A 21,647-nucleotide genomic window follows, 5' to 3' on the forward strand; every position below is an offset into this window, starting at 1 on the left:
CCTGTGACACCGCGAACCACACGCACATGCACACCCACACCCACGGGCGTACCGAGCACGAACGAACGGCCCAGCGGCCGTGAGCGGGGAGGAAACCCATGAAGATCTTCCAGCCGATGCTCTTCGTCGGCCTGGGCGGCACCGGCGGTCTGGTCGGCGCCGAGCTGGAGCGCAGACTGCGCGCCGAGCTGTGCGGCCCGGACGGCTCGGCCCTGAGCCGGCAGAACGGCACCACCGCCCCCTACCAGCTGCCCGACAGCCTGCAGTTCGTGTACGCGGACTACAGCGAGTCGGACCTGATGCGGCTGCCGCAGTTCAACGTCGACCCGTCGCTGCGGGCCGCCTACTCCCGTACCTCACGGGCCACCCACGACCTGCTGCCGGACTTCGACAGTTCGCCGGAGATCACCAAGATGCTCCGGGCGAGTCTGCGCGGCGAGGTCGCCGACTGGCTGCCGCCGCGCACCGACGAACCGCGCGTCACCCCGCTCCACAACGGCGCCGGACAGCTCCCCACCATCGGCCGCGCCGCCCTCTTCGCCACCCTCAGGCACGGCCTCGCGCCCGTCCTCACCCCGCTGCTCCAGGCGATCGACGCGATGGCGCGGGCCGGCGGCGAACGCGAGCCGGGCGGCGGAAACGTCACCGGCTGCGATGTGTTCGTCGCTTTTTCCGTCGCGGGCGGAACAGGGGCGGGAATCTTCCTCGACTACCTGCACCTCATCAACCACGCCTTCCAGCTGCGCCGGTTCAACGGCGTGAAGATCTACCCGCTCGTCGTCATGCCGTCCTCGTTCACCTCGGCGACCGGTGGCGGGCGCGAGGCCGAACTCAACGCCGCCCGCGCCCTGGTGGACCTCTTCCGGCTGGTCGACGGGCAGAACGCGCCGACCGAGGGCGCCGAGATCGGCGACCTCGACCAGCCCGCCGGGCTCGCCGTCCGCTACCCCGACAACCAGCCGATCCGGCTGCGCACCGGCATCCTGCCCACCGCGTTCCTGTTCAGTCCGACCGCCGGTATCCGCTCCGACGACCTGCGCCGCTCCATCGTGTCCCTGGTGATGTCGCTGATCGGCACCGAGCTGGGCGACACCCGCACCCGGGGCCGGACCACGGTCGGCGACGACGACTTCCAGACCTTCGCCGCCAGCTTCATCAACCGGGGTGTGCACCGAAGTGCACTCTCCCCGACCGGAATCGGCCGCCAGGGCGTCTCCACCAGCCTCGTCGCGTCGATGACCGTGCCCATGGACCAGCTCGCCGATCTGGTGGCCGGGCGGATGCTGCGGGAGGCGGTCACCGACCTCGTGGAACGGCCCCGGGCCGCGCTGCGCGAGCCGACCGTGCCGATGATCCGGCAGCTGTTCGCCGACTCCCACCTCGAAGACCTGTGGGAACGCAAGCAGTTGCCCGTCCCGGAACCCGATCCGCTGCCGCGCGGCGGCAAGGCCATAGAACAGGCACTGGGCGAACGCGTCTCCGACATGCAGCGGCTGCTGTCCGACCTGCGGTCCGTCGCCGAACGCTCCGTCGCCACCATGGCCGACCGGTTCTCGCCGCGCCCCGCCATCGACAAGCTCCTCCAGACCGTCGACCCCTTCCACGCCGACCGGGTCGTCCGGGGCATCGGCGACAGCGACGACAAGATCGTCAGGCTCGGCTTCCTCGGCATGCTCGACAGCCGCTCCCGCGCCCCGCAGAAGCCCCCGGGCACGACCGAGCAGCCGCCCAAGATCCCCCGGATCAAAGGCAGGTTGGCCGGTATGTCACCGGCCCGCTGGGGCGACGACGACGTCCAGGCGGCGCTCCAGCAGCAGGACACCTGGTACCAGTGGCGCTGCCGGACCATCTGGCACGAGGCCTGGCGCGAACAGCAGCAGCACTGGCGGGCCCAGGCCGACACGGCGGGCGCCGACATCGCCCGGCTCGTGGGCGCCTTCCGCTCGCACAGCGACCAGGAGCGCAAGGTGTCCGCGCAGAAGGGCCTGGAACTCTACGAGGACCGCACCGGCATCTCGTACCTGCTGCCGCCGCAGCGCACCCTCAACCACTTCTACGAGGACGTGGTGGCGCGGCTGATCCGCCGCGAGGGACTGCGCGAGACGGACGACGCGGCCTCGCTGCTCCTCAAGCTGGTCGACGGCGACACCTGGCGGGACGTCCACGCCCGCAGCCGGCGCAGCCCCGACGGCGCGGTGTCGGTCGTGAAGTCCCAACTGGAGGGCAGGATCACCCGGTTGTTCGCGGAGGGCGGCGAACGCCTCGAAGAACGGCCCCTGTTGCCGTCCATGAGCACCCTGCTGGCCGCCGCGGCCGGTGACTCGGACGCCACCGATCAGGTCAGCAAGGAGGCCCTCGACCTGTTCGGCCGCAAGCTCGTCGGACTGCTCCCGGTCGGCTTCACCCCCGAGGGCACAGGACCACTGCGGGTACTGGTCACCTACCCGCGCGTGGAGGCGGTCGACGAGGTCGAGCAGTACCTGGGCAAGGCGCTGCGCCTCCCCTCCGACGCCCGGAACTCCGTCGAGTACAGGGGAGTCGAGAGCGACTCGGTCACGGTCGTCCTGTTCCGCAGCGAGATGAGCCTCACCCAGGTCCCCGAGGCCCGCAAGGTGCTGCGCCAGTGGGCCAGGGCCAAGGACAGCGAACAGGCCCAGGACGTGCTGCGCTGGCGCCAGCGCCTCGGCTACCGGGACAGCTGGATGGTCAGCGGCGAGGAGGACCGCCGCGTCATCCTGCACCGCCTGCTGTGCTGCATGTGGAACGGCCAGGTCGACGTCGTCGACGGCGGAACGTCGTCCCCCGAACGCGTCCGGCTGCGCCTGCACGCCGAGAAGGGCCCCCAAGTACCCGGCGTACGACTGCGGTTGGGCGACTACCCCGGCGGCGTCTCCAGCTGGGCGGAACTGCTCCGCTCGTACGAACGCTGGACGGTCCTGGACGACGAGCGCACGGTCGAGGACTACTGCCGCGAACTCATGGGCGCCCAGCCCCTCGGCCTGACCAGGAGCGGCACCGACCCGCACCCCCTGTTCGTCGAACTGGTCGAGAAGATCGCCCCGCGCCAGCTGGACCTCCTCCGGGAGCGCCGCGACCGCGACGGCGAACGTGCCGAGGGCTGGGTCCGCCCCCTCTGGGAGTTCTGGGCGGAGACCCTCCCGGCCGCCCTGGACACCGAGTTCGGCGACCAGCGCGCGGTCCAGCCGACCCTGCGCACCCTCCTCGAACACGTCCGAGGCGGCATCCCGGCCCCCCGCCGCCGCCCGGAGGCGGAATCCGCCCGCCGCCGCACCGGCGCCGAGGACGAGGACGACTGGGGTACGACGGCCAGGTCCCCGGAGCCCGAAGAGCCCGGCGCCCGCCGGGACTTGGGGAGTGACCGGGACGGGCGGGACGGGCGGGACAGGCAGGAGGGGCGCCACAGCCGCCGCGACGACGAATACTCGGCGGACGGCGACTTCTCGGTGGACGACTACACCAAACCGACCACCGACAGCCGCGACGACGAATACGGAACCGGCAGGCACAGCGGGAACGGCAACGAGGGGGTCTACGGCGGCAGTTCGCGGCTCTCCAGCCGGGACGGCGACACCGGCAGCCGGGGCCGCACCGACGGCCGGGTCAACGGCTCCCCGCGCGGCACCGAGCGGCTCTCCGCCCCCTGGGACCAGTCCGACGACACCGCCGACGACCGCCGGTACGAGCGGGACGGCGACAGCTCGCCCTGGGACGGAGACGCCCAGTGAGCCTGCCCGCCCCGGGCTCCGGCCCCGTCGTCATCCACCTCGACCTGCGCTCCGGGGCGGCGGAACTCGACTCCGCCCAGGCGCTGCGGTCCCGGGTCGCCCGGCTGCTCGCCCGGGCGGGCCAACCCGAGCCCGATCCCCCGCTGTTCCTGGTCACCGACACCCCGGCCGGCCTCACCGAACACCAGCGCCAGTACGAACTCGTCTCCGGCTACTGGACCGCGGGCAAGGGCCAGGTCAAGATCCTGGTGCTGCTGGTGGGCAGCGCACCCGGTTCGTACGCCCACGAGCACGAGGAGTTCCGCCCGGACCGCAGGCTGCTGCGCCCGTCGGTCCTGCGCGCCCCCGGTACGGCCCTGCTGTGGGCCGGTGACCTGCGCTCCGCGCGCACGGCGCTCGAACAGCCGACGCCGGACGACCCGGAGGCGCTGGCCGTCCTGGTGGACGTGCTGTCGGTGCCGCACGTGTACCTGCGCGTCCTGGCCGACCTGGAGGCACTGCCCGAGGCGGTCGCCGCACCCGGCGTACGCCTCCTGGAACAGGATCTGCCGCCCGAGGTCCGCGACCGGGCCTGGCGCGACGCGCTGACCCGTTTCGCGGGCCAGGACACCGAGAGCGCGCCACCGGCATCCGCCGCGTCCGGCGCCGAACTCCCCGAGCCACTGCGGTCGTTGGTGACGGGCCGGGGCGGCAGGGGCGGCCGGGACCAGCAGCACCGGGTGCCGGGCGGTCGGGCGGACAGCGCGTACCGCGCCTGCGCGGACGTCCTCGACGACGCCGACGAGGCCCTGACCGGCCTGGGCACCCTCCCCGGCCTCCTCCGCCCCACCCGCAGGACGGCCTTCGAGTCGGCCCTGGACCGGGCCCACGACTCCCTGACCGCCTACCGCTCCCTGGTGGGCAGGACCCTGACCGCCGACACGTCGTCCCCCGCCGAGGCGGAGGCCCACCTGACGGCCCTGGGCCTACGGGTCCCCCCGGCGGACGGCCTGCGCGAACGCGTACCCGAGGGCCTGCGCGAATACGCGGAGAAACTCCTGAGCCAGGGCCTCACCCTGCGCTCGGTGGCCCAGAGGTTCACAACGCTGGCAGGCAAAGTGGAACCGGTCCCGAGCACAACCTTGGCCCGCAATCTGACCAAGGTCAGCACAAGCGCCCCGTCAGGGGCGCGGGGAACGGCGCGACCAGCCACAACGAGCCCGCACCCACCCCACAACCTGCTCCGGGGGGCAGCGGCAGCCAGCGCCGCCGCGCTAGGCGCCCTGTGGCAAACCCCCCAACTCCCCCTGGCCCTACTCATCCCCCTCCTCTTCCTCACCACAGCCCTCCTGACCAAGTCCCGCCTACGAACCACAGACCACCCCACCACCAAAATCCTCACCGCCCCCCAACTGACCGCCTGCGCAGGCGCCCTGGCCGGCGCGGCCATCGCCCACGCGACCAACCCCCCACCCTCACTGTCCACTTCCGCCCTCCTCCTGGGCCTGTGCGTGGCAGCGGACACGATCCGCCGCCTCTGGCGAACGGCGGCCGAAGCCTGGCCCCCGGCCACGGCCACCACCGAACTCCGCCGCACCCTGGACGACTTGGACACCCTGCTGGCCAGGGGCGTCCGCGAGCACTGGGCGGTGGAGGAGCGTCTCAACTGCGCGGACGCGGCCAGCAAGGTCGCCGGCGTGCTGCGCGCGACGGCAGCGGCGGCGGAGGACGAGGCGGCACCCGAGCCCGAGCGGACGACGCCCCGCACCGAGGAGTTCGACTCGGACGACTGGCTGGCGAGCACGCCGGACGCGTTCTCCGGGGCGGCCGACGACCCCGGGGAGAACACGAAGGACACCAACGACGACTGGATGAACACGTACGCCTGGCCGGACTCCCCGACCTGGGACGACACGGACAGGGACACCCTCACCGAGGACCAGCCCTCCTCCCCCTCCTCCCCTTCCACCCACCCGGACCGCACCGCAGGTGCCCCCCGTTGGCTGGACCGGGAGGCGGGCGAGGGCGGCCCGGACCTGGTGGCCACCCTCGCGGGCGACCTCGCCGACGCCGCCCTGGAGCTGATGGACGCCTACTTCGGTTCCGTCGACCGGGGTCAGGCGGGCGCGCAGGCCGCGACCCGGATCGAGGGACAGGTCGCCGCACTCCTCGCCAAGGCCCGAAGGCACCTGCGGCAGAACGGAGTCCTGGCCCCACCCCCCTTCGCCGCACCCCACCGCACCCGCGCCACCTCGGCAGGACTGCTGGGCACCGACCCGGCCGGACTGGCCGCGCTGGTCGGCGCGGAGACCGACCTCCAGTCCGTGGTCCCGCTGTACTCGCCCGAGCAGGAGGCACTGCTGAGCCGCGATCCGGCGGCGGCGGTGTGGATCAGGTTCGCGCCTGCGGCCGTACGCGAGGAGGTCGAGAAGACCTGGCGTACGAACGGTTCGGGCCTGCCGGAGAAGGTCGAGTGGACGACGTCGGGCCGGTACGCGGGCCTGCTCCGCCTCACCCCGCTGCGCCCCGGAGTCGTGGACACCTTCCGCCCCCGCGACGACGGATCCGACGACGCGGGCGCCGACAGCAACGGCAACGGCAACGGGGGTGGCAGCAACGGGAGTTACGAGTTCCGGAACGGCCATGGCTACGAGTACGAGATCCCGTACGACCGAGGGGACGGCGACCGCTGGTGACCCGCACCACGCATCCAGGCCCGGGGGGACCGGTACCAGGGCCGGGACCGGGAGCAGGGCCGGGGTCGGGGCTCCCGGGCACCGGCCCCGCCGGGCCCGCCGCCGACGCCAAGCTCGGCTTCACCAACCCCTCCGGGCGGCGCCGCGCCGCCCGCGCCCGCTTCGGTCCCGAGTCCCGCCGCGACCCCCAACTCCCCCCGCTCATCCGTAATGTCCTGCTCGACGACCGGGGGCAGAGCCGGCGCTGCGTACAGGTGCGGCTCTCCGCCGCCGACGCGGCCGAACCGGTCGCCCGCGCCCTGCTCGACATCGAGGCGGGCACCGCGCTGCGGCTGCACCGGCTGGTCGAAGGCACCGAGTTCGCCCCGCTCTTCCCCCGCCTCATCGGCTACGAACCGGACACCGACGAGCCGTTCCTCCTCTACGATCCCCCGCGCGGCACGACCGCGGGCAAGACGCACGTCATGTCGTCGACCGACCAGCGCGTCCTCACCCGCGACCTGATGCTCGCCCTGTGCCTGCTGGACGGCCAGGGCCTGGTCCCGCGCGGCATCTCCCCGACCACCGTCCTCTGGGACGGAACCTCCTTGCAGCTGTGGGGACTTGAGGGGGTCACCGGGGTCGGCCGCCCGCGTACGGCCTGGGGGCTGGCCCCCTACTCCTCGCCCGAACAGCGGCGGGGCGAGGGCCTGGTGGACTCCCGGGACGCGGTGTGGAGCGCGGCCCAGGTGCTCTACCGGCTGGTCACCGGCCGCCCCGGCCACGCCGACCGGGCCCCCGCCGATCTGGGCGAACACCGGGTGCTGGCCGAGACGTTGAGGGACGCCTTCGACCCCCGGGCGACCGGCCGCCCGACCCCCGCCCAGCTCCTCGACCTGCTGTCCCCGGGCACCGCCCGCCGCACCGCCCTCCTCGCCTCCCCCGACGACACCCACCAGGACGACCGGGACCACCGCGAGGACCACCAGGCCTTCGAACAGGCGCTACGGGCCAAACGCCGGGCACCGATGGCCCCTTCGACGCCCGGCGCGGGAACGGGGACGGGGACGGCGTCGCCGGCCGAGAGCGAGGTGCTCTGCCCGTACTGCCTGGAGACCATCCAACTCGACCTCGGCGCGCTGTATGTGACGGACAGTCGGATGCAGTACCAGCCCCTGGACCTGGCGGGCGTCGGCAAGGTGCGCCGCCAGGACGTCCTGCGGGGCGCGGTCCAGAAGTGCGCGGCGGACCCGGACTTCCCCGACCACTTCATCCCGGTGCCGTATCTGACGTACGGCCGCCCGCTGACGGTGGCGATGGTCGGCCAGTCCTCCACCGGCAAGAGTCATCTGCTGACCCAGATGATCGCCGAGATCACCGACGGCGGCCTGGAACCCTTCGGCCTCGGCTGGCAGTCCGTCAATCCCGAGCAGCACGCCAGGTTCGTACGGGAAAGGGTGCAGCCCCTGCGCAACGGCCGCGTCCTGGACCACACCGGCGGCCTGGGGCTGGACGGCTTCGCCCGGTTCGTCGAGTCGCTGCTCATCACCGACGCCCACGGGCAGGTGCGTCCTGTCGCCTTCTTCGACCTGGGCGGCGAGGACCTCGTACGGACGGACTCGGCCCTGCGGTTCCTGCTCGGGGTGGACGCGCTGGTCTTCGTCGTCGACCCCGTACTGGCGTTGCCGCTACCGCAGTTGGACCACGCGAGGGAGCGCGGGGGCGTCGAGGTGAACCGGGACGGCGACCTCGCCTTCGCGACGGTGCTCGACCGGCTGCCGAAGACGGGCCAGTACCTGGAGGTGGCGGCCACGATGGTGCTGGGCAAGGCGGACCTGCTGCGCTTCCGCTCGCCGGTCGACCGCTGGCTGGGCCGCCCGGCGGCCACCTCGCTGGACGCCGCGCAGATCCGCGAGGAGAGCCAGGACGTGCACGCGTTCCTGCGCCGGCACGCGGGACAGGCCTGGCTGCGCCCCTTCGACGCGATCCGCCGGTGCACGCTGCACATCGCGTCGGCCACCGGCGGCCAGGAGGACCAGGGCCGCTATCCGGCGGGCGCGGCACCCAGGCGCGTACTCGAACCGCTGCTCTCCCTGTTCGCGATGCACGGCCTGATCGACGTCCCCGGCGGCCCCGAGGCGTTCGCGCGGGGCGAGGCGGCGGCGATGGAGGCGGTGCCGGCGGAGGGGCCCGGGGCGGGCGGGACCGGCGGGGTCGGTGGGGTCGGTGGGATGCCGTCCGGTGTGCCGGGGGCGCGTGGGGCCGGGGGTCCCGGACGCAAGCGGAAGAAGGAACGGGGAGGGGAAGCGCGGTGAACGAGTTCCAGGAGATGCCCTCGGCGGCTTCGGCAGCTTCGGCACAGGCCGCGGACCCGTCGGTGCACCAGTTGCTCTTCCGGTGGGAGGGCAACCAGGGCAGGCAGAGCACCGGCATGACCGCGGTCGCCCACTCCTGTTCGGCGGAGCGGGCCGATCAACTGGCCCGGGAACTCGGCCCGTTGCTCTGGGTCTCCGGATCGGGCGCGGCCCGCCCCAGCATCGTACGCACCCTGTCCCGCTCCGGGGGCGAGGTGCTGCTGGCCCGGCGCTGGCCTGCCAAGGACCCGGGCGGCCGTCCGAGCACGGTCACGCATGTCCTGATGGGGGCGCCGGGCACCCTGAAGACCCGTCAGTGCCTGGGGCTGACGTACGGCGGCTGGCAACCGCCGGAGTCGGCGGAACAGGTGTCCGAACCGTTGTCCGCCGTCGAGTACGCGAGGCTCAAAGAGCTGGCGAGGCAACGGCTGCCCCAGATGCGGGACCGGTTGAAGAGCGTGCGGCACGCGCTGATCCTGACGGCGGCGGAGTGGCTGCGCGACCCCTCCCAGCGGGTGTCGCTGCTCGTGGAGGAGACGAACCCGCCCGGCTGGCCGGACCGGAACGGCGTCCCGCTGGTCTACCTCGGCCTGTTCCTCCTGTTCGGCTCCTGGCCGGGCCACGACTGGACGTTCGCGACGTACGACACGGTCGACACGCACCCGCTGAACCTCACCTCCGTCCCCCGCTGGGAGGAGGACACGGGCGGCGCCGGCCCGCTGGCCCGGGTGCCGGCCCACACCCCCACGGACCCCCGCTTCGAACACCACGCGGCGGTCCGCCTGGTCGACCACCTCCTGACCAACCTGGACAGGCCCCCCGGCGTACCCCAGCTGACCGAGTCGCTCAAGGGCGGCGCGGCCCTGGACCGGGCCGAGCGGGAGGAGCGGCTGCGGAGGATCCTGGGCATCGAGCACCGGGAGACACGACGGGTGCCGCGTCCGGAGCCCGCTCCGGCTCCGGCTCCGGCTCCGGCGGAGATTCCTTACGTAGAGCCGTACTTGGAGCCGCGCCACGACGAACTGCACGACGAACTGTGCGCTTACGAGCCAGGGCAACACATGTACCTGGATGCGCTGTTGCGGTCGGTGCCGGACGAGGTACTCATGCACGAGCTGCATTGGGGCGAACTACCCGCCAAGGCAGAGGAGTTGGTACTGACCGAACTGGGCAGGGAGGAGCGCCGCCAGAACCGCCCCCTGGAGACGCGACACGCGCTGTGCGCCCAGGTACTCGCCAAGGGCCTGCACCTGCCTCCCCACGGACAGGCCGACGAACACGCGTCGAGAGCGGCTCTGATGCAGCGGGCGGCCGACCTCTTCACCTGGGCCGTGGCACCCCTGGTCCGGGACGAGCGCCATCACCCCGACCTCCGCTCGCTCCTGAACAGAATGTGCCGCGACCCCCACCCCACCGCGGGCAACTGGCTCCAGCGGGCGATCATCTCCCCGCCGATCGGCGGCGACCCCGACCTCCCGCCGGCGGTGTGGCAGCCGGTCCTCGGCACCCTGCTGACCCTCGCGAAGGGACAGCAGCCGACCACGTCCGAGCCGACGCCGACGCCACCGCCGACCGCCGCGCAGACCGTCATGGCACGCATCAAGAACCCCACGAACAACCCGGGTTGGACGGTCGGAGCGATCATCGCGCTGATGGTCGTACTCATCACGACCGCGGTGATCCTGGCGTGACGCAGCGAACGATCAATTAGACAGCGCGTCAAGTTACTCAACCGTAATCTTCCGAGAGCTACCCGAAGTAACCGACCAGTAGGTACGGTCCAGGCGAACCGCCGAGCAACAGGTAACGAGAGGCGGCGCGAGGACGCCCGTGGACGCGGGCGCCAACGCACCGCTCCCCCCAATCCCCGCTCCTGACAGCCGCTCCACAGGAGGTTCGCCATGCCCGTACGCAGCCGACTCCTGGCCGCAGCCATCACCGCTGCGACCTGCCTGGGCGCCCAGGCACTCCCGTACACGACCACGACAGCCAAGGCAGCCACGACAGCCACGGCGGAGACCGCCTCCTCCACGGAGCCGGTCGTGTCCCGGGGCGTGGAGATCCCGGCGTTCTACACGCCGCCGGCCACGCTCCCCGCCGGCGACGGCACCCTGATCCGCACCGAGCCCCTCCCCCTGGCCCTCACCCTGCCCACCCTCGAAGGCCCGCTGCCCGGCCGGGCGACCCGCCTGATGTACAAGTCGACGGACTCCAACGGCGCCCCGATGGCCGTCACCGGCGCCTACATCGAACCGACGGCGGCCTGGAAGGGCGGCGGCTCCCGCCCGCTGGTCGCGGTGGCCCCCGGCACGATGGGCCAGGGCGACCAGTGCGCCGCCTCCCTCGGCCTGGAACACCCGCTGCTCCTCAACGGCCGTACGGTGTCGGTCGGTTACGAGGACGTGGCGATCTACCGCCTCCTGGCGACCGGCGCCGCGGTGGTCGTCACCGACTACGCCGGCCTGGGCGCGACGGACCGCCTCCACACGTACGTCAACCGCCTCGACGGCGCCCACGCGGTACTGGACGCGGTACGCGCGGCCCGCGACCTCCCCGGCACCTCGCTCGACTCCGCTTCCAGGGTGGGCCTGTTCGGCTACAGCCAGGGCGGCGGCGCGACGGCGGCAGCGGCGGAACTGCAGCCGTCGTACGCACCCGACATCACCTTGTCCGGCACCTACGCGGGCGCCCCGCCCGCGGACCTGGCGGCGGTCACGAAGGCGATCGACGGCAGCGAACTGACGGGCGCCCTGGGCTGGTCCCTCAACGGCTTCCTGCAGTCGGACCCGAGCCTGCGCCCGATCGCCGAGGCCCACCTGAACGCGGCGGGCAAGGCGGCCCTGACGGACCTGTCGACGATGTGCGTGGGCGACGCACTGCTCGGCTACGCCTACACGAAGAGCACCCGGTGGACGACGGACGGCAGGTCCGTCTCCGACATCATCGCGTCGACCCCGGCCCTCCAGAAGTTCCTGGACAGCCAGCGCATCGGCACCCTGAAACCGACGAGTCCGGTCCGGATCGCGACGGGCGTCAGCGACAACCTGGTCCCGTACGCCCAGGCCCGCCGTCTCGCGGCTGACTGGTGCGCGAAGGGCGCGGACGTCACGTACAAACCGATACTCCTGCCGAACGTGATCAGCCCGCTCCTCAACCACTTCGCCCCGCTCCTGGTGGATCAGGGAAACGCGGTGGACTGGCTCACGAAGCGGCTGTCGGGCAAGGCGGCGACCTCGAACTGCTGAGCGCCGGGGCCAGTTGTTCCCCTACTCCCCATCCGGATTTCCGTTACTCCCCAGCCGGATTTCCGTCGGTTCTTCCGTCCAGGCGGCTTCTCAGGTCTGCCAGCCGTCTGATCCAGACCCAGACCAGTCGATGGAAGCCTCCCGCGCTGCGCTGGCGCGCTCTGTCCAGCAGCGGTTCCGCGAGGTGCAGCCATCCCCCTTGCCTCCCGCTCTCGGCGGCGAAAGGAGAGGCGGAGTCGGTGAGTTCCGCTGCCCACGTAATGGTGTGACCACGCAGGAAGGCGGTGTCGACCCATTCCTTGCTGCCGAAACGGGTCTCCATCACCCTTCGCCCGTCGAAGCAGTTGTAGGCGCGCCACGCGCTGTCGAGCGCGACTTCCGGGTTGCGCTCGCCGTTGATGATCGCGTGCCGCAGGAAGAGGCCTCCCAGGGACCTCAGGACTTCGCCGTCCGTGAAGTACTTCTCCATGACTTTGTCCACGGCGCGCGTGTCGGGAGCATCGGATGCGTCGGGGCTCTCGGACGCGTCGGGATCGTCGGACGCGTCGGGAGTCTCGGCGGACTCGGCGGACTCGGACTCGCTCTGCCGGAGTTCCTCAAGGTAGGGCATGGAGTTGCCGACGTAGTCGTTGCCCAGGTACTTGGCGAACGTGCTGTAGGCCAGGTCCAGGTCCATCCGCTGGTGCAGTTCGAGGTCGATGCGTGCGGACAGCACCGTCACGAGGTGGGTCTGCGAGTGGAGCGGGGCCACCTCCTGGAGCAGGTCCGAGGCCTTGCGCAGCACCCCCTCCCGTTCCTCGTCGGTCAGCCCCTCCTCGTAGAGCGCCTGGCTGAGCAGGCACTCGGCGGCTTCCACGAGGGCACGGCGGAGCCGGTCGCCGTGCGTCTCCTCGCGGGCCGCCTCGACGTACAGCCGAGCCGCTTCGCCGTACTCCCAGATGTAGCGGTGGTAGGACGCACGGATTCGCTTGGCCCTCGTCCGGTCGCGCGGGAAGCGCTCCTCGGCCTCGGCCAGGAGGTCCCAGATGGGGGTGTGGTCGACTTCGAGGGGATGCCTGCTGTGGATCGCGGTGAAGCGCTGGTACTCACGGATGAGCGCGAAGCGGGTGTCGAACAGGGCCCAGGTCGCGCCGTATTCGCTCTCGTGCGACTGCAGCGCGCTCGTGCGGTTCCGGTAGACCTTGTCCATCCGGGTCTGCTCGGGAGTACGGCCGGTCTTCCAGGGCGTCTGGGGTCCCGGGCTCCCCTGCGGGGCGGACAGACCGCCCTCCCGGCGCCAGTCGGCCTCCAGGCACCACAGGTGCAGCTGGGCCATCGACTGGTTTCCCTTCCGCACCTCCTGGCCGCCGGCGAGCCAGTCGCGGACCTCCTCCACCGCTCGGGCGTGGTCGGGCAGCAGCTTCCGACCGCCGCCGTCGCCGAACCAGTCCTCCGTGACGCGCAGCAGTCGTAGCCAGGTCCGGTGGGTGTGCGAGGAGGGGAAGTCCTTAGCGGCCTGGCGGGCGATCCCGACGGCCTTGCGGAGGTTCCGCCGGGCCTCGACCGGCTTGTTGCGCTCCAGCAGTACGTGGGCCAGGAAGGCGTGCGCCTCGGCGAGTTCGACCCGGTGCGCCGCGTCCATGGGTTCGGCCGGGCCCGCCCCCGGGCCCTGGTTCCGGGGCTGGAGCAGGGCGAGGACCTTCAGTGCGCCCTCGTACTGCAGACCGGAGTCGGCGTGACGTTCGTGCACCCGGCGCAGAAAGCGGGACACCTCGGTGAGCAGGGGCGTCACCCACTCGTCGCTGGGTCCCCAGACCTCCTCCAGCGTGGCCATGGTCGTCTCGGCCAGGGCCACCCGCTCCGGGTCGTCCCGGATCTCCTGCGCGTAAGTCAGCCCGCTCGCAAGGAGGTTGCGCGTCCACCGGTGCAGCCGCTCAGGCAGGGAGACGGACAGGAGGGTGTTCCTGCGGGCGAGATTGTAGGCCGCGAGCGCGGCAGCGAGCCGGTCCTCCGGTGTCACCGCCGTCGTGAAGCGCAGTCGTGCCATCCGGTAGTGGAGCCAGTTCTGGTTCTGCTGGGCCCGCGCGTCGGAGGGCGGCGGCAGCATCGCGATGAGCCGGTCCGCGAGTTGGAGCGTGTCGCCGACGGAGTCGATGTCATTGGCCGCGACCTGTGCGCCGGCCGTGTTCAGTGCCCAGGACACGGACCACAGCAGGTCGTTGAGCCCGACGTCGGTCCGGTCCGCCGTCCGGACCGCCAACTGCCGGGCCAGCCGCACCCGGGCCGGGAACGTCTCGGCGAGCACACGATGCCCTCGTGCCCCGTGCAGACCCGACTGGTCGACCGAGCGCAGCAGTTGCCAGGGCATGACCTCACGGCGGTCCGCCAGCAGGGACACCGCGTGGTCGAACAGGTTGAGGAAGGTCCGGCCCGCGTTCGCCTCCTTCGCGGGTACCCGGGAGGCGAGCGCGAGGCGCCCGGCCGCGGCGTACAACTCCTCGGCCCGCTCCCACGGTTGTACGGCGCCTGCGGCCGGACCGGCGGGCACCGTAGCCGTAACCCCGCGATCCCCTCCATCTCCTCTATCTCCGCTATCCACAACATCCCCGATATCCGCAGGAATCGATGCCGGTTCGGCAGTCGGGGGCTCGATCGGTTGTGCGACGGCGGTCCATGGCGCGTCCGTGGTCAGGCCGTCGACATGGAGGCCGAGCCGGTGGCTCAGCCCCGCCAGCGCGTCGGGGACATGGCGGTCGAGCCATCCCGTCGCCCGGTCCAGCGCCTCGACGACCCGGGATATCTCGTCCGAGGACGAGTCCGGCCGCCCGTCGGGGCTCCCACTCGGCAGTACGGCAGCCACCAGCCGCCGGGCAGCTGTGGTGAGCCGCCGGTCGAGGTCGGCGAGGGACTGCCCGGCGCCGGGTTCGGTGGCGGCGGACACCTTGTCCAGCAGGTCCTTCCTGAGCGCCTCCCGGCCGACGAGACCGATCTCCACGAAGTGCCGGTACTCGTCCGCGGTCCCGGGGACGGCCTCCGACCGCCCGACGACGAGGACTCCTTCGCGGTAGAGCACCGACAGCGCGCTCTTCGGCAGCCCGAGGGCCAGCAGGATGTCGGGGGGCAGGGACAGTTCCTCGATCACGCCCCACACGGTGAGCAGGGCCTGGGCCTCGGCGGCGTCCGCGCTCCCCGTCTCGGACCAGGCCCGCTCCCAGGCGCCGTCGATGGCCGAAAGCGCGACGTTCATCAGAGCCTCGTCCACATCCCCGGGTACGACTTCCCGCACCGCACCGCCGCCGATGGGACGACCGGCGAGCAGACTGTCGAAGTCGTCCTGGCCTTGCTGACTGGCCACCAGCCGGACGGCCGGCCTGATGACCCCAGGCCGGCGGACGAGTTCGTCACTGACGTAGTCCAGCGCGGTGACGTCCGTGGCCAGCTTCTCGCGGGTCAGCAGGTCACCGATGAGCGACAGGGCGTCGCGCGTGCTCAGTTCGGGCACGGCGAACGGCTGCGGTCGCCAGCGCCCCTCGTCGAGCACGAAGGGGTCGGTGGTCTCCACGATGACGGTGGCCTGTTTGACGACGTCCTGCTGGAGCAACTCGTCCAGTTCGCGGGCGAGTTCCGGACGCGCGAGATCGAATCTCTGCGTCTTGACGACCAGGATCAGACTTCTGCCCTTGACCTGCCGGGGCAGGATGAGGCCGAGCAGACTGTCCGCCCTGGTGTCGGCGACCGCCGGCAGATCGCTGTCGTCCAGGGTCAGCCGCAGCGCCTGGGCGATGGCGTTCAACAGCGGCTTCTCCGCCTTGGAGTTGGGCGCGATCTCCAGCACGACGGGCGGTTTGGGCAGCCGGGTCAGCGTGTCGGCCTGGGCCATGAGCGCGGTGAGCAGCGCGGACTTGCCCACCAGTCTCCGCCCGGTCACCGGCAGTACGTCACCTGCCTGCACCCGCCTACCGGCCTCACGAAGCAGGTCGTCACGACCGAGGAACGGCGTCGGCAGCAGCGACGGATCGGGCCCCAGATACCGGACCCGCTCGACGGCTTCCGACGCGCGGCGCGAACCGTCACCCGCCGAAGGCCCGGAGAGATCGGCCGGCACATAGAACCTGTCGTACCCACGATTCTTCACCCAGGGCAGCTGACCCACGGGCGCCCCATTGGTGACCGGCTGGGGATACTCCCCGCCGGTGAGCAACTCACTGACTCGCGCGAAGAGTTGGGCCGGAGTCCAGAACTCCTGATCGGGCGGACCGTCGTTCGCGAGCACACGTATGAGGGCCCGCCCGAAGGCGGTGAACTGGTGGTCCTGCGGCGACTTGGCGGTCCGGTTGGCCTCGCAGGCGGCGATGACGTAGCAGCCCTCGGGCACTTCGCCGTGCACGTGCTGCTCGAAGGGCAGGGCGTCCATGGCGAGTCCGGCATGGCAGCAGTCGATCAGCGCGAGCTTGGTCCGCGCGCCACCCGCGTCGGCCGCCTTCATCAGATCGGCGAAGTCGAGCATGGTGCCGGACTCACCGGCTCCGGAGTACGGAAGCGGCAGCAGCAGCCGCCCCTTCACGTTCACGCCGTGCCCCGCGAAGTAGAGAACGAAGGAGTCCTCGGCGGCCTGGGAAGCCTCCCGCACGATTTCGAGGAGTTCCTCACGGGTGCACTCGTCGGCCTCGACCACCTGGCAGTGGCCGTAGCTGAGCCCCCAGACCTTGTGATCGCCCAGCTGGCTCTTGAGCGCCTTGACCGTGCGCTCCACCGCGTCGAGTTCGGTGAACGTGGCGTCGGTGAACTTGCCCGACGCGATGAGAACGGCCCGTGACTTCTTCGCACTCGGCGGCTTGAGGTCCATGAACTACTCGAGGGAGCCGCGCAGTTCGCGAAGCGCGGCCTCCACGCTCTCGGGATCACGCACCTCGACGGTGAGCGTCTTGGTCCCGTCGGGAGCGTCGACCCGCTCGATCCGGAGCGCGGGCCGCTCCTCCGCCGGACCGGAGTCGCCCCTGGACCGCCAGTAGTCGATGAGCGACTGGGCCAGCACCCCGAAGAGTCCGGCATCGACGCTGAACTGCAGACAGTCCGTCAACAGCCCCATGTCGCCGGGCTTGGTGGGCGCGTGCTCCCGCTCGATCACCACCCGCCGCAGCCCACGCTCGGCCTTGAGCCAGTCCTCAAGCGCCTCCAACTCACCGGCACCGGCGTCCACCAGACGAAGCGCGATCTTCACTTGCCCCCCAGAGCCGACGACTCGTCAAGTGATGCACGTTACCAGGGACATCACGCGAGGTGGCCTGCTTCAAGGGGCCGCTCTGGGCAGCGAAAGAGCGGGACGAGGTGCGCCTGCCGCCGGAGCCCGTGGAGCCTGCCGGTAGATTTCGGGACGGTTGCCGACGGCGAGGACCCGGATGTGCGAACTTCAGTCCCAGGAGAGGGCCTGACCTTCGGGACCCACGTGCAGCCGGAGCCGTCCGGCAGCCGGTTCGCCCGCCGCGCGCCACGCCTTGAGCCGCTCGGTGATGTCGTCCCAGAGCCGTTCCCGCCCTCCCTGCCGAACCGTCCACTGTCCGTCCGCGTCCTGGGTGAGGCAGGCCCATGTCCGGGCCTCCACGTCGATCACGACGTGATCGACCTGATCGATGCCATCGCCCCGGGACAGAGTCAGGTGTTGGGCCCCGGGGGCGGCGAACTGCGCGACGAACCGAGGTGCCCAATCGTCCAGTACGTCGGCGCCCAGGACGGCGGGCTCCACCTCCGCCTCACCGAAGTCGGGCAGGAGGCCGAACGGGGGCGGGATATGAGGGCGGGCGAGCATGAAGGAGACGTGCCCGTCGAGGACGGGACCACTGGCCGTGCCATCGCCATGGACGGTGAGACTGACGAGCTCGGACGCGTGCATCCACCCGCCGACAGTGACCAGGACCCGTCCGCCGGGACGGGTCTGCTCGATCCACGCCGCCGGAACGGTACGGACTCCGCAGGTGGCGATCACCCGGTCGTACGGAGCCCCACCGGGATGCCCGGCCAGACCGTCCCCGACCACACGCGAGGGATGGCAGCCCACGCCCGCGAGCGCGATGCCGGCGCGGGCGGAGACCTCGGGGTCCACTTCCATCGTGGTCACGTTGTCCGCGCCGACGGCATGGGCGAGGAGAGCCGTCGAGTAGCCGGTACCCGTACCGATTTCCAGGACGCGCGTGCCGTGCGTGACGTCCAGTTCCTCCAGCATGCGTACGACGAGACTCGGCATCGTCGAGGAGGAGGACGGCGCCGCGGAGATACGTCCCTCCACCTGGTCCGGGAAAACGGCTCCGCCGACCTGGGTCACGAGACTGTCGTCCTCGTAGACACGCGCCAGGCTGCCGACGGAGTCGGCGGGGAACGCGGGCCGGTACCAGCGGTCGTCATGCTCGAACCAGCCACGCGCCAGAAACGCCTCTCGAGGCACGGCGACCACGGCCTCCTCCCAGCCGGGTGTACGCAGGACACCGGCCTTGACGAGGGCCCGGGCAAGGTCGGCACGCAGTCGCTCGGCGGATGCGGGGTCAGTCACGTGCGAGTTCTCCGTTCTGCAGGAGGTCGGCGACAGCCTTCGTAACGGGCAGGCCTACCGCCGCTTCCAGCCAGGCCCATTGGCCGTTGGGATTGCACTCCAGGAACCACCAGGTTCCGTCGGCGGTGACGGCGAAGTCGAACGCCCCGAAACCGAGCCCGAAGCTCGCGAGGAACGCAAGAAGACCGTCACGGACCTCGTCCGGACACTCAACCGCCTCGTAGCGAAGCTTCCGGTACTCCGCGCGCCAGTCCACCACACCGGGCGGCGCCGAAATGCGGGCGCAGAACACCCGGCCGCCGACGACCACCGCGCGCACGTCACACGTCTTGGGTACGAGCGCCTGGAAGAGGTGGGCACAGCGGTTCACGGTTTCGTCGAGTTCACCCGGCCCCACCGAGGAGGCCCAGATTCCGGCGGGTTCACCGTCGACGTCGTACGCGGCGGCGTGCAACGGCTTGTAGAGCGTGGGTTGTTGCGCCGCGAATACCTTCGCCTCGTACGGGTCGTTGGTAATGAGGGTCGCCGGTACCACGAAGCCGACGCGGTGGGCGGCGGCCAGTTGGGCGGGCTTGTATTCGGCGCGCGCGATGGCCTGCGGGTGACTCAGGTACAGACAGCCAGAAAGAGCGCCGAGGACACCGCCCAGGCCACGCCGATTCTCCTGCGCGGCGTAACCCGCCGCCTGGCTGCCGTCGTACGGGCTGTAGGCATTGGGTCGCCGATGGTAGAGAGCACGTACGGAATCGAGGGGAACGGAGCGTTCCCCGACCGCGAGTGTGCCGCTCCACCCGCCCGGACCGACGCGGGCCGCCAGGACCGCCGGCCCGGGGAAGTCCCGCCCGGGGTCGAAGCGCAGGACGGGAACCCGCCGCCGGTTCAGTTCCGCGATGACCAGATCGGCGGTCGCGTCTTCGTACTGGGTCGAGACCAGCACCGGACGTCCATCCACGGGCACACCTCCTCTCCAGTCCTCCCTAGTCCTGAGTCGCGTCGTGGCCGGAGTCGCCGTCCACCTTTCCGTCCTTGCCGACCTGGGTGGGCGGATAGGTGTTGACGGACGTACCGTGCTTGCCGAGTTCGACGGGGCTCATGCGACCGTCGCCACCGACCCAGCGACCGGTCTGGGTGTGCGGGTCAAGTCCCGCGTACCGCCAGGGAGATAGCTCACCGTTGCGGAGGGGTGCCATGCGGCGCATGCCCCAAGGGGGCGAGGTCGGCGGAGTGGTCGTGGCTTGCAACAAGGTGCCTCCTTGTTAGAGGGCGGACACTGACGTTGTTGATTCGAGCGCTTTGGAGAGCTTGCTGATGGGCTCCCCACGCGGCGGCTCAGGTCCGCCGCCAGGAACGCCACGGTCGGGTGATGATCTCCCGGTAGGTGTGATGCGACGGATGCTGACCGCAGTGCCGCAACACCCAGTCCTGCGATGCGACCAAGTCCTCACCGGGAGGTGACGCCTCGCCGTCCACGGCGCACTGCATGGCGTACGTCGTCGGCTCGGCGTCGGGTTCACGGTCGGGTTCGAGCGTCCACGTCTCGTACCGAAGAACAGCACGCGGGCCAACAGTCCCCCAACGCCCGTTGGCCGCAGCGACCTTGGCTGGTCCACCATCAGGTTCTGTACCGGCGGCTCAGTCTGGTACCGATCCGCATCGGAACCGTGGGACGTCATCGAAGCCGCGGCGGCGGTGCGGCAGGACAGTCGCTCTTCTTCGGCACGTTGGCGCTCCTCAGCGGAGTGGACCGTACCCCCGGCGTTCAGGTGCCGCAGGGTCATCTGTGATCCTCACACCGATCAGCAGGACGAAGGAACCTCCCACAAAGCCCACTTGGGGACGTCCCGCATCGGGTAGAACGTCCCTGGTGCCGTCCCGAGGAACAGGGGGAGACTCGTGCCGAACGAGAGACTTCGTGCCGCCATGGCGGCCGGAGGCTGGACGCATGCCGCTCTTGCGAAGGCCGTCGAGGTCGACCCCAAGTCAGTCGAGCGCTGGGTGAATCTCGGGCGTACACCGCGTCGTGCCACGGCTGCCCGGGCAGCAGACGCCCTGGGAGAAGACGTGCACGCACTGTGGCCGGCACTTCGGCAGGCTCGTTCCGCCCGCGCGATAAGCCCGGAACTGGTCGCGCTCTACGAGCAGCGGGCGGACATCCCCGTCTCTACGTTCGTGGACATACTGACCCAAGCCCGCGAGCACATCGACGTGCTCGTGTACGCGGCCGTCTTCCTGCACGAGGCGTACCCGCGACTGAACGACCTACTGCGGGAACGAGCGGCTGACGGCTGCGCAGTCCGCATCGCAATCGGTGACGCGGGGAGCGAAAACGTCCACGCACGTGGTCAGGAAGAGAAGTTCGGTCACGGGATCGAGTCGCGCTGCAGACTGGCCCTGATGCACTACCGCCCTCTGATCGGGACACCGAACATCGAGATCCGGACACATGGGACCACCCTCTACAACTCCCTCTACCGGGCGGACGACCAGCAGTTGGTGAACGCCCACGTCTGGGGGACGAACGCGTACGGCGCACCTGTGTGGCATCTTCGCCGCAGCGGGGAGGGCGGCATGTTCGACACCTACGTCGACAGCTTCAACGCGGTGTGGGCGACAGCCGCACGAGTAGAGCAGCGGGAAGGCTGACCATGGCACGAACCGAGTACTACGACGATCCGAAGGCACCCAAGCCGAACAGCATGGTCGTCGCGGCCTCGGCCGTCGTCACCGACGAACAGGGACGCATCCTGCTCCAGCGCCGACGGGACAACAGCCTGTGGGCACTCCCCGGTGGCGGCATGGACCTCACCGACTCACTACCCGGAACGGCAGTCCGCGAAGTCAGGGAAGAAACCGGCCTGGACGTCGAGATCACAGGCATTGTCGGCACTTACACCGACCCGAAGCATGTCATCGCCTACACCGACGGTGAGATCCGCCGGCAGTTCAACGTCTGCTTCACCGCCCGCATCATCGGCGGCACACTCACCATCTCCGACGAGTCCACAGAACTCCGGTTCGTTCCGCAGGAAGAGCTGGACACACTGCCCATGCACCACACCCAACGGCTGCGCATCCAGCACTTCCTGGACCATCGCGACCAGCCCTATCTCGGCTGACCGAGAGCC

The 21,647-nt window shown here is 70.9% G+C and carries 12 protein-coding genes and 1 pseudogene; 7 read left to right on the forward strand and 6 right to left on the reverse strand.

The window, feature by feature from the left end:
• Positions 1–98: 98 nt before the first annotated feature.
• The 5 genes from CW359_RS21520 (at position 99) to CW359_RS21540 (ending at position 11,999) form a co-directional block, all read left to right on the forward strand.
• Positions 99–3,746, forward strand: coding sequence for a tubulin-like doman-containing protein (locus tag CW359_RS21520; RefSeq protein ID WP_105971696.1), 3,648 nt, complete (start codon positions 99–101; stop codon positions 3,744–3,746).
• On the forward strand, positions 3,743–6,421 hold the full coding sequence (locus tag CW359_RS21525) for a hypothetical protein (protein ID WP_198655323.1): 2,679 nt from the start codon (positions 3,743–3,745) through the stop codon (positions 6,419–6,421). Before CW359_RS21520 ends, CW359_RS21525 begins: the two co-directional genes overlap by 4 nt.
• Positions 6,418–8,715 (forward strand): serine/threonine-protein kinase, encoded by a 2,298-nt coding sequence (locus tag CW359_RS21530; RefSeq protein ID WP_232838509.1) that lies wholly within the window; start codon positions 6,418–6,420, stop codon positions 8,713–8,715. Before CW359_RS21525 ends, CW359_RS21530 begins: the two co-directional genes overlap by 4 nt.
• Entirely contained in the window at positions 8,712–10,445 is a 1,734-nt protein-coding gene (locus CW359_RS21535) for a hypothetical protein (protein WP_105971697.1), read from the forward strand. The genes CW359_RS21530 and CW359_RS21535 overlap by 4 nt, the downstream gene beginning before the upstream one ends.
• 210 nt (positions 10,446–10,655) lie before the next feature.
• Complete coding sequence (locus CW359_RS21540; RefSeq protein ID WP_105971698.1) at positions 10,656–11,999, forward strand: lipase family protein; 1,344 nt, start codon at positions 10,656–10,658, stop codon at positions 11,997–11,999.
• A gap of 43 nt (positions 12,000–12,042) precedes the next feature.
• Here the strand turns inward: CW359_RS21540 and CW359_RS21545 are convergent, their stop codons facing one another.
• From CW359_RS21545 to CW359_RS46615, 6 genes and pseudogenes are all read right to left on the reverse strand, one after another.
• Positions 12,043–16,824 (reverse strand): caspase, EACC1-associated type, encoded by a 4,782-nt coding sequence (locus CW359_RS21545; RefSeq protein ID WP_105971699.1) that lies wholly within the window; start codon positions 16,822–16,824, stop codon positions 12,043–12,045.
• 3 nt (positions 16,825–16,827) lie between these two features.
• Positions 16,828–17,199, reverse strand: coding sequence for an effector-associated constant component EACC1 (locus CW359_RS21550; protein WP_105971700.1), 372 nt, complete (start codon positions 17,197–17,199; stop codon positions 16,828–16,830).
• Between the two features lie 189 nt (positions 17,200–17,388).
• Positions 17,389–18,522, reverse strand: coding sequence for an ATP-grasp peptide maturase system methyltransferase (gene tgmC, locus CW359_RS21555; RefSeq protein WP_105971701.1), 1,134 nt, complete (start codon positions 18,520–18,522; stop codon positions 17,389–17,391).
• On the reverse strand, positions 18,515–19,459 hold the full coding sequence (gene tgmB, locus CW359_RS21560) for an ATP-grasp ribosomal peptide maturase (protein ID WP_232838510.1): 945 nt from the start codon (positions 19,457–19,459) through the stop codon (positions 18,515–18,517). Before tgmB ends, tgmC begins: the two co-directional genes overlap by 8 nt.
• A 40-nt stretch (positions 19,460–19,499) precedes the next feature.
• On the reverse strand, positions 19,500–19,766 hold the full coding sequence (gene tgmA / locus CW359_RS21565; RefSeq protein ID WP_232838511.1) for a putative ATP-grasp-modified RiPP: 267 nt from the start codon (positions 19,764–19,766) through the stop codon (positions 19,500–19,502).
• A gap of 85 nt (positions 19,767–19,851) precedes the next feature.
• Positions 19,852–20,094, reverse strand: a pseudogene (locus CW359_RS46615) (DUF7848 domain-containing protein); the annotation flags it as partial.
• A 321-nt stretch (positions 20,095–20,415) separates the two neighbouring features.
• On the opposite strand from CW359_RS46615, the gene CW359_RS21575 reads away from it, so the two are divergent.
• Together CW359_RS21575 and CW359_RS21580 are read left to right on the forward strand one after the other, a co-directional pair.
• Positions 20,416–21,165, forward strand: coding sequence for a helix-turn-helix domain-containing protein (locus tag CW359_RS21575; protein ID WP_105971704.1), 750 nt, complete (start codon positions 20,416–20,418; stop codon positions 21,163–21,165).
• 2 nt (positions 21,166–21,167) lie between these two features.
• Complete coding sequence (locus CW359_RS21580; RefSeq protein ID WP_105971705.1) at positions 21,168–21,638, forward strand: NUDIX hydrolase; 471 nt, start codon at positions 21,168–21,170, stop codon at positions 21,636–21,638.
• Positions 21,639–21,647: the final 9 nt, after the last annotated feature.

The organism is Streptomyces geranii, from assembly GCF_002954775.1.
Lineage (GTDB): Bacteria > Actinomycetota > Actinomycetes > Streptomycetales > Streptomycetaceae > Streptomyces > Streptomyces geranii.

Bases quoted from the DNA above. Each gene is read 5' to 3' on its own strand.
- CW359_RS21545 (WP_105971699.1), bottom strand. From the start codon at position 16,824: ATGGACCTCAAGCCGCCGAGTGCGAAGAAGTCACGGGCCGTTCTCATC.
- CW359_RS21520 (WP_105971696.1), top strand. From the start codon at position 99: ATGAAGATCTTCCAGCCGATGCTCTTCGTCGGCCTGGGCGGCACCGGC.
- CW359_RS21540 (WP_105971698.1), top strand. From the start codon at position 10,656: ATGCCCGTACGCAGCCGACTCCTGGCCGCAGCCATCACCGCTGCGACC.
- CW359_RS21580 (WP_105971705.1), top strand. From the start codon at position 21,168: ATGGCACGAACCGAGTACTACGACGATCCGAAGGCACCCAAGCCGAAC.